Origin of the sequence: Mesorhizobium sp. C372A (genome assembly GCF_030323245.1) — a bacterium.
In the GTDB taxonomy this organism is placed as follows: Bacteria; Pseudomonadota; Alphaproteobacteria; order Rhizobiales; family Rhizobiaceae; genus Mesorhizobium.
The window spans coordinates 5,586,782-5,598,610 of record NZ_CP100475.1 but is presented as its reverse complement, the minus strand read 5'-3'; the positions used below and the strand labels follow the sequence as shown (position 1 = coordinate 5,598,610).

The window sequence follows — 11,829 nt, the reverse complement described above, 5'->3', positions numbered from 1 at the left end:
GCGACCTTGGGAGTGACCTTGGGCAAGGACTGGCTTTGTGGGAAAAAATGGTCGGAGTGGAGAGATTCGAACTCCCGACCCTCTGGTCCCAAACCAGATGCGCTACCAGGCTGCGCTACACTCCGAGGCCCTGCGGCGTATACGGTTCCGGACCCTGTCGCGCAACCCCTAAAACATCAAACGGGGCTTGGCGGTCTGCGCTCCCGCGCAATCCTGGCTGCGATCGCCTTGGCCTGGATGCGAGCATTGGCGAAGCAGCCGCGGATGCTTGGCCGCATGCCGGTGAACCACAGGCCCGGCAGTTTCGGGTCGCTGTCGGCGCCGTTGAACAGCGGCACGCCCTTTTGGTCGAGCACGCCGAGCTTGCCCAGCATGGCCTCGAGCCCGGTGCGGTAGCCGGTCGCGGCGATGACGATATCGGGCTGGATCGTCGCGCCATCGTCGAAAACGACCGTGTCGCCGGTAAATTCCCGCACGGTTGGCAGCACGATGATCCTGCGGTCCTTGATGGCATCGACGGCGCCGTCATCGGTGGCGATGGCGGTATAATCCGACGCCAGCCGGCTTGCGCCGCCCGAAGGCGTCGGCGGCAGGCCGTAGGCCGTGAGGTCGCCGAAGGCCCATCGCTGCGTCGCCGCCATCACCGCATCGGCGAGCTTGAACGGCAGCCGCGCCAGGATCGGCGAAAACCGGTGGACGGCGATCTGGCCGAGGCGCTTGGGCAGCAGTGCCGGACCGTTGCGCGCCGACAGCCAGATCTGTCCCGTGCCGGCTGCCGCCAGGTGATTGAGCACGTCGAAGCCGGAATTGCCGGCGCCGACGACCAGCACTTTCTTGCCCGCATAGGCCTTGGCGTCGCCGAATGCGGCCGAATGGATGATGCGTCCGGCAAAGGCCTTCATGCCTTTCCAGGCCGGGATGAAGGGCTGCCGGTCGCGCCCGGTGGCGATGACGACATGGCGCGCCAGCCGCGGCCCGGCACTGGTCCGCACAAGCCAGTGGTCGCCCTCGAAGCCTATCTCCTCGACCGCAATGCCGAACTCGACCGGCAGCCGGTGCATGGCGTGGAATTCGTTCAAATGGCCGATGATGGTGTTTCGGTGCGGAAAGGCAGGGGTGCCGGCAGGAAAGGAAACGCCCGGCAGCGCCGAAAGGTCGCGATGCGTGTTGAGATGCAGTCGCTCGTGCCGCCCGTGCCATGGCTCGGCCAGCCGGGCTTCCTTTTCCAACACCATCACAGGCACGCCGGTCTTGAGCAGCGCATGGGCTGCGGTCAAGCCGGCTGCCCCGGCGCCGATCACGATCGCGCCGTCGAAAATCGCTTGGCTGTCGGCCTCGGCGTGCAAAATCCCTGCGTCCATGCCTCTTTGTGTCGCCATCATGACCATGACTTTTGATGCTACGCCAGTGTATCGGGCCGATGCCGCTGCCGAAGCGGCCTGGTTGCAGGCCGCTTCGGCCTTGCCGTCGGCAGTGTTGCACAGTATTGACTGAAATAAGGCGGCGCTACCGCCAACGCAGCTACGAGGTGCCCATGTCCGCGCGAATTTTCAGCCCAGCCAAAACCGCGATGCAGTCCGGCAAGGCCAAGACCGGCCATTGGGTGCTGGAATTCGATCCCGCCCAACGCAAGAAGATCGACCCGCTGATGGGCTACACCACATCGGGCGACATGCTGAGCCAGATCAGGCTGACCTTCGACACCAGGGAAGAGGCGGTGGCCTATGCCGAAAAGCAGGGCCTGGCCTTCCGTGTCGAGGAGCCGAAAGAGACCAAGCGCCGGCAGATTTCCTATGCGGAAAATTTCCGCTATGACCGCAGGATACCCTGGACGCATTGACCGGCGGTCAGCGCCTGGCACATAGACACCAGCCGGCCAAGATATCAAATGCCGGCCAGCGGTCCCGTAGCTCAGCTGGATAGAGCACCGGCCTTCTAAGCCGATGGTCACAGGTTCGAATCCTGTCGGGATCGCCAATTTTGCCGGGTTTTCCGGACACATAGGTTACGGTTTGTACCTGGCATATGGGTAGCACTCTGAAGGTGTACGAACGAAACAGAACGACCGAGCGCTGCCCTTCCCATCCTGGCGCGTTGCTCGACGACATCGTTCCCGCCACCGGCAAGACCAAGGTGGAAATCGCCAATCTGCTCGGAATCTCGCGCCCAGCAGCTCTACGATATCATCCGTGAGAAGAAGCCGGTATCGCCTGCCGTGGCCGCCCGCCTTGGCAAGATGTTCGGCGATGGTGCCGCGATCTGGCTCAGGATGCAGGCCGCGTGCCTGGCATGCGGAGCGCGAAGTCGACGTCAGCGCCATCCCGCTGCATGCTGCATGAAGGCAGGGTGCGTTCGCTGACAGCAACGTTCCCGTAGCAGATTAGAGCACCGGCCTTCTAAGCGGATGGACACAGGAACTCATTTCGGCAATCGGCACGCTGCGGAACGGCTAAGCCTGGTCTGGCATCTGAATCAGGTGACGGTCACTGAGATAGGTTCCAGACGCCACGGCATCACGAACGACGAACGGGCGAAGGTTTGCGCTCGCCAATTCCACGAGAGGCAGCCAGTGCTGAACGAGATGGCCTTCGCGGCTGGTCACGTCGCGACGGTCAATGGAGACCAGGAAGAAATGTTCGGCCTGTTGAATGGTCTGGCCTTTGTATTGGAAATGGTTTTCCACGCAAAACAGGTAGCGAGCGGTCATGACTAGGGCGTTCGTTTCCTCCTCAAACTCTTTACGAAGCCGCGTCTCAACGTGTCCCCGATTTCGTACTCGCCGCCGATGAAGGCATAGAACGAACTCGGATCATTGGCAGGCCTTTGGACAAGCAGCTTGTCGTCATCCACGACAATCCCCGCCACTCGAATGCGCGGTATGCGGCGGGATGCAACGGCTCGGAAGAACTGATCCTGGCCAAACGTCTCGCTCATGCTCACTTCCCCTTCATTCAGCCAGCCCCCACTTTCGTTGCTGGACTGCAGTATCCAAAGCATCCATTGATTTTAATCGGCCTCTAGTTAGACGCGCCAGTGAAATCAATTTCACTTTGTGGACATAGGCAGTTTGCATATGAGACCTTGAAATCGATTTCAGCCGCCCGGCCCTCCAGGCCGATGGTTAAAGGTGCGAATGCTGTCGGGATCGGAACGCGGCTCGCGTTCAGGCGTTTGTCGCTGATGGCACCGAAAACCCCGACCATTGCGCGCATCTGGCGCGGCAGGACCTCGCCCGACAAGGCCGATGCCTATGAGCGCTACAATTACGAGGCTGGTATCAAGCCGCTGATCGAGAAAGCGCTTGGCGTGCAGACTTTTCGCGAGGACACGCCGACACATTCGGAATTCATCACCATCTCCTATTGGGAGAGCGTCGAAGCAATGGCCGCCTTTACCGGCGGCGATCCGCAAAGCATCCACCATCTCGACCGCGACAAGGAGTTCCTGATCGAATTGCCGAAGGGTGTCCAGGTGTTGCGCATCCTTTCCAGCCACGGAATGGTTGGCGGCAGCTGATGTTTGCGGGCTTTGACGCCAGGACCGTTCAAATGGAGGAGACATCGATCTTCGTCAGGGCCGGTGGCTCAGGGCCGCCGCTGCTGCTCCTGCATGGCTTTCCCGAAACGCATGTGATGTGGCGCGACATAGCGCTGGCCCTGGCATCGCACTTCAGCGTGGTTGCCGCCGATCTCAGGGGCTACGGCCAAAGCGGCTGTCCAGTCTCCACTGCCGATCATGCCTCCTATTCCAAACGGGCGATGGCGCGCGACATGGTGCAGGTTATGGACGCACTCGGTTTCGACCGCTTCATGGTTGCCGGCCACGACCGTGGCGGCCGCGTCGCCTACCGCATGGCGCTCGACCACCGTGAAATCGTATCGAAGGTCGCCGTTCTCGACATCGTCCCCACGGCCTCCGCCTGGGATCGGGTCGATGCCAGGTTGGCGCTGGCCTTCTGGCCGTGGAGCCTGCTCGCCCAGCCGGAACCGCTGCCTGAGCGCCTGTTGTCCGCAGCACCCGACGCAGTTGTCGACAATGCGATCGCCGGCTGGGGCTCGGCTCCAGATGCTTTTCCCGCTGAGGTCAGGGCCGCCTATATCGAGGCGCTGCGTGATCCCGCCCATGCCCACGCCATCTGCGAGGAATATCGCGCCGCCGCAGGCATCGACCGCGAGCACGACGCGCAGGACCAGGCTGACGGCCGTCGCATCAGATGCCCGCTGCTTGCGCTCTGGAGCGGCGAGGGCGGGTTGGAAAACTGGTATGCGGAGGAAGGTGGCCCGCTGGCGATCTGGCGGCAATGGGCTGATAGCGTCGAAGGCGGCTCGGTCAACGGTGGGCATTTCTTCCCGGAAGAGCACCCCGAAGACACGGCTGCAAGGCTGTCGAGATTCTTCGCAAGCTGACGGCGGACGGATTGCTAAATCCGGCCCTGTGTGTAGTCCTGTGTCGACTATCTCAGATGCCCGAGGGACTGCAGGATCAAAGTGCTCGAAAGACCAAGCAGGGCGATACCGTAAAACCGGTCGATCCACACGGCGTTTGGCCCAGCCAGAAGCCTTGCAGCCCGCGCGCCAAAGGCTGCGTAAAACGTCAGCACAAACACATCGGCAAGCGCGGCGATAATGGCCAGGATGCCATACTGGATCGCGATCGGCTCATCCACGCGGACAAAATGCGGCAGGATCGCGGGGAAAAGCAGCCAGGCCGCCGGATTTGTGACCGCCACCAAGAAGCAGCGCCCAATGAGTGCCTTGGCTGAATGGCGTGTTTCGGGAAGGTTAGGGTTGAACGAAGGTCGGGATGCGGTGCGCAGGGTACCGATGGCGACGAAAAGCAGATAGCCGGCGCCGAACATCCTGAGAGCCGAGAGATAGAATTCCGAAGCCAGCAGAAGAGCGCCGAAGCCCAGCGCGACGATGCTGATAAGAACGAAATCAGACAGTACGACGCCGGCCATGCCGAGAAACGCGCGTCGAAAACCGTAGCGGGAGCCGTTGGTGATGGCGAGCACGACGTCCGGTCCCGGAACGGCCATTCCGAGAACCGACACAAAGGCAAATGTCACCAGCGGCAGGTTTTCCATGACGCCGCGTAATGTACCCGGCGCTCACCGTCCGTAACGCCCTTCACACAGCGGCTTGGCTATCGCCGATTGTTGTTGGCCACCTTGGCTCAGTGCCCGCCGCGCATCTTCACCACCACAGTCCGCACCGCCAGCACCAGCACGGTGATGATGATCAGGATCACCGAGAGCGCGGCGATCGCCGGGTCGATGTTGTCGCGCAGGCCCATCCACATCAGCCGCGGCAGCGTGATGGCGTTGACCGAGGTGATGAACAGGGTGACGCCTATCTCTTCCCAGGACAGCACGAAGGACAGCAGCGCGGCGGTGACGATGCCGAACTTGATGTTGGGCATGATGATGCGCGTGGCGCGTTCCCACACGCCGGCGCCAAGGCCGCGCGCGGCAAGATCGATGCGGCGGTCGAGCTGGCTGAGCGAGACCAGGATCAGCACCGTGGCGAAAGGCACCGTCATCACCGAATGCGCCATGGCGACGCCAAGCCAGGTGTCGTAGCCGAAGAACGAGCTCATGCCCGAGATCGACGTCAGCAGGAAGTAGAGCGTGATCGCCGAGACCACCGGCGGCACCACCATCGGCAACAGCACGAAGCCGACAAGGGTGGCCGTGAAGCGCGGCTGGAACATCCAGACGCCAAGGCTGAAGCACAGCGCCAGCACGGTGGAGATGACGCTGCTGACGATGCCGATGCGGATCGACAGCAGGATGGCGTCGAGCCAGCGCGGATCCTCGATCAGCGCGCGGTAGTGGCGCAGCGACAGTTCGCCCGTCGGCATAGCCAGCATGCGGCTTGGCGTCAGCGACACTGGGATGACCGCCAGCAGCGGCAGCAGCAGGAACAGTGCCACCAGCACGGCGAGGATCAGCGAGACGGGACCGGGGCGATAGGTCGGCATCAGATCAGTTGCTTCGGTCTGACATAGCGGAACAGCAGCGCCATGAGCGCGCCGACGAACAGCACCAGCACGACGCTGATCGCCGCACCCAGTCCCCAGTCGGGACTCTGGAAGATGCGGAGATAGATCAGCTCGGCGATCATCACGCTGCGGCCGCCGCCGAGGATCGCCGGCGTGACGAAGAAGCCGAGCGAGAAGACGAACACGATCATCGCCGAACCGATGATGCCGGAGCGCGTCATCGGCACGAACACGGTCCAGAAGGTGCGCATGCGGCTGGAGCCGAGCCCGCGCGCCGCGAGCAGCACGCGCTCGTCGAGGCTGCGCATGGCGGAGGCCAGCGGGAACACCGCGAAGGGAATGAGGAAATGCGTCATGCCGACGATGACGCCGAACTCGTTGCGCACCAGCGCCAGCGGCTCGGAGATGAAGCCGATCGATTGCAGCCAGGTGTTGATCAGGCCGCGGTTGGACAAAAGCGCCACCCAGCCGAAGGCGCGGGTAAGCACCGAGATCCAGAAGGGGACGAGAATGCAGAATTCAGCGATTATGCGCTGTGCCGGGCTGCCGCGCACCCACACCATGGTGATGGCGTATGCCGCCGCCACGGAAACCACGGTGACGATCAGCGCGATGCGCAGCGTGCGGATGAACACAGACTGCACCAGGGCATCGGTGGCGAGCGCGCCATACTGGCCGAGCCCCGGTGTCGGCAAGGTGACGCTCCACTTGACGACGCCGAGGAACGGCCAGGCGTAGGCCAGCACAAGGAACAGCAGCAGCGGCGCCATCAGCACCGCCGCGCCCATCCTGTCGGAGAGGGTGCCTCTCATCGAAGCTCGTGCCCGGCCTGGTCAGGCCGAGATGATCTTGGTGTATTCGTCGAGTGCTGCCCCGTAATTCTTGGCGTACCAGTCCATGTCGAGCGCGATCTGCTTCTTCATGTTTTCGGGATCGACCGGGTTGATGCGCTTCTTGTCGGCGGGGATCAGCGCATCGGCGGCCGGATTGGCCGGACCCTGTCCGAGCTTGTCGAACATCACCAGTTGCTTTTGCGGATCCTGGGCGCTGGCGATGAACTTCATCGCTGCGTCCTTGCCGCCGGGGTTGCCCTTGAGCACGGCCAGCGCGCCGGGCGAAATCAGGCCCTGATCCCAGATGAACTTGATCTTGCCGCCGGAATCCTGCTCGATCAGCGAGGCGCGGGTCGACCACACGATCGCCATCGAGGCTTCGCCGTTGAGCAGCACGCTCTGGCTTTCGGCGCCGCCGCCCCAATAGGCCACGACGTTTTCCTTGAAGGCGGCGATCTTGTCATGCGCGCGCTTCAGGTCGAGCGGGTAGAGCGAGGCCGGCGCGATGCCGTCTGCGAGAAGTGCGGCTTCCCAGCTCGACACGCCCCATTTGTAGAGCGAGCGCTTGCCCGGAAACTTCTTCACGTCGAAGAAGTCGGCCATGCCGGTCGGCGCGTCCTTGCCGTATTTCTCGGAATCATAGGCGATGACATAGGAGAAGAAATAGGTCGACGCCGCGTATTCCCAGCCGAACCCCTCGCGCATCTTCTTCTTGTCGACGATGGCGTAGTCGATCGGCTCGAGCGCACCCTGCGCGCCGAGCGTGATGGCCGAGAACGGGTCGACGTCGACAAGGTCCCAGGTCGGCGCGCCGCTCTTGAACTGTGCGGCAATCGCGCCTTCGGTCGGGCCCGAACCGTCCATCTTGACGGCGATGCCGGTCTCCTTGGTGAAGGCCTGGCCGTAGGCGGCGTCATAAGCGGTAAGGGCATCGCCACCCCAGTTGACCAGCACCAGCTCCTTGGCCTGCGCAAAGGCACCGGTCGAGCGCAGCAGCATCGGTGTGCCGGCCAGCACGAAGGCTGCAAGCTGGGTGAATTGCCGGCGCGAAATCTCGCCGCGCACAGCCCGGGCGGATAGCGCGTCCATGGCTTGTTTTTTGCTTTGGTCTGTCATTTTAGTTCCCCTTTTTCGTTGTTGGTTCCGGTGGTTATGGCGCGCTCCAGATTCTTTGCTGGAAGACTTCGCCGTTCTCGTCGTCATCCTCCGTCCGGAAGGAGGAAACCCTTTTCCGCCGGCCAGGTCAGCCAGACGGAATTGCCTTTGCTCAGCGCCGCCGCCGCGACCTCGTTCGGCACCGAGACGGTCACCTTGGCGCCCTGGCGCGTCGTCAGATCGAGTTTGGTCGCCGCACCCAGATAGGTCGAGCCGATGGCGGTGGCGGCGATGCCATTCTCGCCGGCGGCGGCTTCGCGCGCGATCGACATATGCTCGGGCCGGATCGCCAGGATCGCATCGCCATGGACTTTCTCGGCCTTGCAGAGCATGTTGACCGCGCGGTCCTCGCAGAGGCCCGTCGAGCCATTGTCGGCGGGCTTGACCCCCTTCAACGGCAGCATGTTGATCTCGCCCAGGAACTCGGCGACGAAGCGGTTGGCCGGCCGGTCATACACCTCGTCCGGCGCTCCGACCTGCAGCAATTTGCCATGGTTGAAGATGGCGACGCGCGACGACAGCGCCAGCGCCTCGCTCTGGTCGTGGGTGACGAAGACGAAGGTGGTGCCGGTCTCCTGATGCAGCCGCTTCATTTCGGCCTGCATCTGGCCGCGCAGGCCCTTGTCCAGTGCCGAGAAGGGTTCGTCGAGGAGCAGCACGCCGGGTTCGAACACCAGCGCGCGCGCCAGTGCCACGCGCTGCTGCTGGCCGCCGGAAAGCTGCGCCGGCAGTTTCGTCTCATGGCCCTTCAGCCCGACGCGCTCGATCATCTCGGCGACGCGGCGTTTGATCTCGGAGGCCGATTTCTTGCGCACCTTGAGCGGGAAGGCGATGTTGGCCTCGACCGACATATGCGGAAACAGCGCATAGCCTTGGAACACCATGCCGGCGGCGCGCTGCTCTGCCGGCCGATCGGTGATGTCGAAACCGTCGCTGAAAAGCTTGCCGGCGGTCGGTTGCACGAAGCCTGCCAGGATCATCAGGAAGGTGGTCTTGCCCGAGCCGGAGGGGCCGAGCAGCGTCAAAAACTCGCCACGGCCGATATTGAGCGTCAGGTCGTCCAGCGCCCGGAACGAGCCGAAGCTCTTGCCGATCCCGATTGCCTTGATCTCTGCGGCCCGGCCGGGTTGCTGCATCCTGCCTCTTCCTTGATCGTGGCTTGAGCGTAGGGCAGTGCGCCGGCTCACCGCAACCGAATAGTTTTCGCCAGATCGGCAAATTTGATTCACGGATGGGAGGCTAGTACGGGCTGATCCGGTTCTCCGACAGCTTCGACCTCAACCACCCATTGAATGCTTCCAGCACCGGGTGGCTGGCCTTGGCATGTTCCGACACCAGGAAATACGAGCGCGGCGAGGGGATCGCGATATCGAAGGGGCGCACCAGACGGCCTTCGCTCAGCGCCCGGCGGCTGGTCAACTCGTCGCCCATGGCGATGCCCTGGCCGGCGATCGCCGCGGAAAAAACGAGGTTCATGTCCGAGAAGAAGATGCCGCCTTCGGTGTCGGGGTTTTCCACCTTGGACAGCGCCAGCCAGCGCGCCCAGTCCTCGGTGTCGCCGAGATGCAGGAGATTGGCGCGCAGCACGTCGGCCGGTTTTGAAAAGCCGCCGACCTTGTTGAGCAGTGTCGGGCTGCAAAGTGGCGTGAACGAGATTTCGCACAGCAACTCCACCGAGCGGTTCGGCCAGTTGCCGACGCCGAAGGCAATGAAGGCATCGGCGTCCGGATTGCTGACATCGTCCAGCCGTCTGGGCGTCAGGATCGACAGCGCCACGTCCGGATACATCTGCCGGAACTCGCCGATATGCGTGCATAAAAACAGAGAGGCGAAGCCCGGCGTGCAGGAAACGGCGAACGAACCGCCGACGCCGGTGCCGGCCTGGCGCGTTACCGCATCGCCAAGCACGGTCAGCGCCTTCCTCACATCGGCGGCATAGCGCTGGCCGCGCGGTGTCAGCGCCACGCCCTTGCCGATGCGCTCCAGCAGGTCGAAGCCGAGGTCGCGTTCGAGCAGCCGCAACTGATGGCTGACGGCGCTGCGGGTCAAATGCAGTTCATCGGCTGCGCGCCAGACACTGCCGTGACGGGCAAAACTGTCGAGGGCGCGCAGCGCCTGTGTGGAAGGTATTCGCAAGAGGCCTCAGGTGAACCGAATTTGCATGAACCGGAAAAACATATCACTTTTTGCAATGCCGCTTCACTGCTTTCTTGGGCCGCATGGAGAAACCGGTGACGACCTCGGCGCAAGCCACCGCGCTTGCCTGTCTCGATAGCATCCAGCCGTTGCTGTCGGCGTGGACGCGCACCATTTTCGATTTCGGCGAAACAGCCTGGCGCGAATACCAGTCGGCGGCCTGGTATGTCGCGCGGCTGAAGCATGAGGGCTTTTCGGTCGAGGAAGGGTCGGCCGGCATGCCGACCGCCTTTTGCGCCCACTGGACGAATGGCCCGGGGCCGACCATCGGCATGTACGGCGAATACGACGCCGTGCCTGGCAACTGCCAGGACGCGGCAACGGTGAAGCGATCGCGGCCGGGCCTCGGCAGCGAGGCCGGCGGCCACACCGATCCGCATTCCGGGCTTGGCATTGCCGGCCTCGGCGGACTTCTCGCCACCAAGGCTGCAATGCAACGCCACGGCATCGAGGGGACGTTGCGCTTCACCGGCGAGCCGGCCGAGAAGGTCAGGGGCTCGAAGCCGATCCATGCGGCCAAGGGCTACTATGACGGCCTTGCCGGCATGATCTCCTTCCACCCCTTCTATATGCTGCCGCTCTGCAACACGGCGCGCTGGGACACGCATTGCGGCGCCGCCTATGCGATGATCTACCGTTTTGTCTGCGACGAACCCGAAAACTGGGTTCGCGCAAGCGATGGCGCGCCGATCCCGCAGGCGCATTCGGCGGTGCGGGCGCCCGGCGCCAACGACGCACTGATGACGATGTACATGACCTCCAAGGCGCTGCGCGATTCCATGCTGCCTCACCAGGGCGGCTGGTCCATCAGCGAGGCGATCCTCACCGCCGGGCAGGCGACCGCCGACAATCTGCCGGCGGGGCTGGCCGAGATCCAGTACATGATCCGCGTGCCGACCATTGCCATGGCAGAGCAGGTCACCGCGGTGCTCGACCGTAATGCGGCCGCGGCCGCGGCGATCAGCGGTTGTCGCTATGAGCGCCATTGGGTGTCGAAGTCGAGGCCGGGCCTCGCCAATCACGCCATGGCGGGGATTGCCTATGAGGCGCTGTCCACCGTTGGCGCTCCGAGCTGGGACGAGGCGGCGAAAGCGATCGGTCGCGAGGTCCAGGTCAATGCCGGCGGCACCGCGACCGACAACCCTTTCATCGACGAGATGGAGCGGCTGGTTGCGCCGCAAGAGGCCGAGGCAATCCTGCGCCGCGATTTGCCTCCGTCGCAGATCAACTCGACCTCCGACGACTACACCGACATGTCGTGGCACACGCCGACCGCACGCTTCTATGTCGCTCGCCCGGCGCTGCGCTCGGCGAATGGCCATGCCTATCCATCCTGGGCGATGAACGCGCTGGGCGGTATCTCGGCCACCATCGACCCGATGGTCATTTGCGCCGCCAAGACGGTTGCGCTTGCAGCCCTCCGCCTGCTCGAGGACAAGGCCGCGCGCGATGCGGCCATGGACGAATTCGTCACCCGCACCGGCGGCGGCATTGGTGGCTCCAACTGGATCGCGCCGCTTTGCGACTATGACCCGCCGATCAATTTCCGCTGGCCGGAATATGTCACCACCGCGCGCGGACGCGATTGGTGGATTCCGAGCAGCCAATCCAATCAAGCTGCATAGTCAAATCGAGGAGAACC

General features: G+C 63.4%; 13 protein-coding genes, 2 tRNA genes and 1 pseudogene. 6 read left to right on the top strand and 10 right to left on the bottom strand.

Annotated elements, in window-relative coordinates; all coding sequences use genetic code 11:
• Positions 1 to 48: 48 nt before the first annotated feature.
• Both NLY42_RS27010 and NLY42_RS27005 read right to left on the bottom strand, forming a co-directional pair.
• Positions 49 to 125 (bottom strand) — tRNA-Pro (locus NLY42_RS27010).
• A 51-nt stretch (positions 126 to 176) separates the two neighbouring features.
• Positions 177 to 1,361 carry a flavin-containing monooxygenase gene (locus NLY42_RS27005; protein WP_023711887.1) on the bottom strand — a complete coding sequence of 395 codons (1,185 nt, stop codon included), beginning with the start codon at positions 1,359 to 1,361 and terminating at the stop codon, positions 177 to 179.
• 173 nt (positions 1,362 to 1,534) lie between these two features.
• On the opposite strand from NLY42_RS27005, the gene NLY42_RS27000 reads away from it, so the two are divergent.
• The 3 genes and pseudogenes from NLY42_RS27000 (at position 1,535) to NLY42_RS26990 (ending at position 2,339) form a co-directional block, all read left to right on the top strand.
• Entirely contained in the window at positions 1,535 to 1,840 is a 306-nt protein-coding gene (locus NLY42_RS27000; RefSeq protein WP_023670294.1) for an ETC complex I subunit, read from the top strand.
• 60 nt (positions 1,841 to 1,900) lie between these two features.
• A tRNA-Arg gene (locus tag NLY42_RS26995) sits at positions 1,901 to 1,977 on the top strand.
• 48 nt (positions 1,978 to 2,025) lie between these two features.
• Positions 2,026 to 2,339: pseudogene (locus tag NLY42_RS26990) on the top strand (HigA family addiction module antitoxin).
• Between the two features lie 110 nt (positions 2,340 to 2,449).
• Here NLY42_RS26990 and NLY42_RS26985 read toward each other — a convergent pair.
• Both NLY42_RS26985 and NLY42_RS26980 read right to left on the bottom strand, forming a co-directional pair.
• Positions 2,450 to 2,707 carry an NUDIX hydrolase gene (locus NLY42_RS26985; RefSeq protein ID WP_156933779.1) on the bottom strand — a complete coding sequence of 86 codons (258 nt, stop codon included), beginning with the start codon at positions 2,705 to 2,707 and terminating at the stop codon, positions 2,450 to 2,452.
• Positions 2,708 to 2,709: 2 nt separating this feature from the next.
• A complete protein-coding gene (locus NLY42_RS26980; protein WP_156933777.1) occupies positions 2,710 to 2,934 on the bottom strand; it encodes an NUDIX hydrolase in 225 nt (74 codons plus the stop codon).
• A 246-nt stretch (positions 2,935 to 3,180) separates the two neighbouring features.
• On the opposite strand from NLY42_RS26980, the gene NLY42_RS26975 reads away from it, so the two are divergent.
• The gene (locus tag NLY42_RS26975; RefSeq protein WP_023754689.1) at positions 3,181 to 3,516 is read left to right on the top strand and encodes an antibiotic biosynthesis monooxygenase family protein; all 336 of its coding nucleotides are present in this window, start codon (positions 3,181 to 3,183) and stop codon (positions 3,514 to 3,516) included.
• Complete coding sequence (locus tag NLY42_RS26970) at positions 3,516 to 4,406, top strand: alpha/beta fold hydrolase (protein WP_023754688.1); 891 nt, start codon at positions 3,516 to 3,518, stop codon at positions 4,404 to 4,406. The genes NLY42_RS26975 and NLY42_RS26970 overlap by 1 nt, the downstream gene beginning before the upstream one ends.
• Before the next feature lie 47 nt (positions 4,407 to 4,453).
• Here the strand turns inward: NLY42_RS26970 and NLY42_RS26965 are convergent, their stop codons facing one another.
• The 6 genes from NLY42_RS26965 to NLY42_RS26940 all read right to left on the bottom strand — a co-directional run bounded on the left by NLY42_RS26965 (position 4,454) and on the right by NLY42_RS26940 (position 10,127).
• On the bottom strand, positions 4,454 to 5,014 hold the full coding sequence (locus NLY42_RS26965; RefSeq protein WP_245263549.1) for a LysE family translocator: 561 nt from the start codon (positions 5,012 to 5,014) through the stop codon (positions 4,454 to 4,456).
• A gap of 161 nt (positions 5,015 to 5,175) precedes the next feature.
• The gene (locus NLY42_RS26960; protein ID WP_023689053.1) at positions 5,176 to 5,982 is read right to left on the bottom strand and encodes an ABC transporter permease; all 807 of its coding nucleotides are present in this window, start codon (positions 5,980 to 5,982) and stop codon (positions 5,176 to 5,178) included.
• Entirely contained in the window at positions 5,982 to 6,815 is an 834-nt protein-coding gene (locus NLY42_RS26955) for an ABC transporter permease (protein ID WP_023670301.1), read from the bottom strand. Before NLY42_RS26955 ends, NLY42_RS26960 begins: the two co-directional genes overlap by 1 nt.
• A 21-nt stretch (positions 6,816 to 6,836) precedes the next feature.
• A complete protein-coding gene (locus tag NLY42_RS26950) occupies positions 6,837 to 7,952 on the bottom strand; it encodes an ABC transporter substrate-binding protein (protein ID WP_023754686.1) in 1,116 nt (371 codons plus the stop codon).
• Between the two features lie 83 nt (positions 7,953 to 8,035).
• Positions 8,036 to 9,127, bottom strand: a complete 1,092-nt coding sequence (locus NLY42_RS26945) for an ABC transporter ATP-binding protein (RefSeq protein ID WP_023754685.1) — start codon at positions 9,125 to 9,127, stop codon at positions 8,036 to 8,038.
• A gap of 103 nt (positions 9,128 to 9,230) precedes the next feature.
• Entirely contained in the window at positions 9,231 to 10,127 is an 897-nt protein-coding gene (locus tag NLY42_RS26940; protein ID WP_023684774.1) for a LysR substrate-binding domain-containing protein, read from the bottom strand.
• Between the two features lie 83 nt (positions 10,128 to 10,210).
• Between NLY42_RS26940 and NLY42_RS26935 the strand changes: the two genes are divergently transcribed.
• Positions 10,211 to 11,812 carry a zinc-binding metallopeptidase family protein gene (locus NLY42_RS26935; RefSeq protein ID WP_031244640.1) on the top strand — a complete coding sequence of 534 codons (1,602 nt, stop codon included), beginning with the start codon at positions 10,211 to 10,213 and terminating at the stop codon, positions 11,810 to 11,812.
• Positions 11,813 to 11,829: the final 17 nt, after the last annotated feature.